The 307-nt window shown below is 47.9% G+C and carries 1 protein-coding gene; it reads right to left on the reverse strand.

Going from position 1 to position 307, the window contains the following annotated elements:
* A partial coding sequence (locus AB4486_RS27510) for a hypothetical protein (protein ID WP_372119975.1) occupies window positions 1-307 on the reverse strand: 307 nt, incomplete at both ends.

Below are 307 nucleotides of genomic sequence, written 5' to 3' on the forward strand. Positions count from 1 at the left end.
CTTGCGATGTCTTGATTAAGAGTTTGTAAAGCCTCCCCATCATAGCTGAAGCTCGTTAATGTCCCTCCGTCCGCACTGCTGTCCGGCATAAGGTCAACAGTATTGGATGTTTCAACACCTGTTGATGGCTCTTTCGCTGTCAATGAGCCAACGACTAAGGCTTGAATATCATCGGTAATCGTCACCGATAGTGGTGACATGAGAGAGTCATCGCCATCGGTATCAACGGCATAGACCGGCAAGCTGAACGTCAGATCGTTGTTACCTTGGATTGGTCTGTGATCGATAGCTTCCAAAAGTGTGAAGG

Source organism: Vibrio sp. 10N.222.55.C6 (assembly GCF_041473395.1).
GTDB classification, from domain to species: domain Bacteria; phylum Pseudomonadota; class Gammaproteobacteria; order Enterobacterales; family Vibrionaceae; genus Vibrio; species Vibrio crassostreae_C.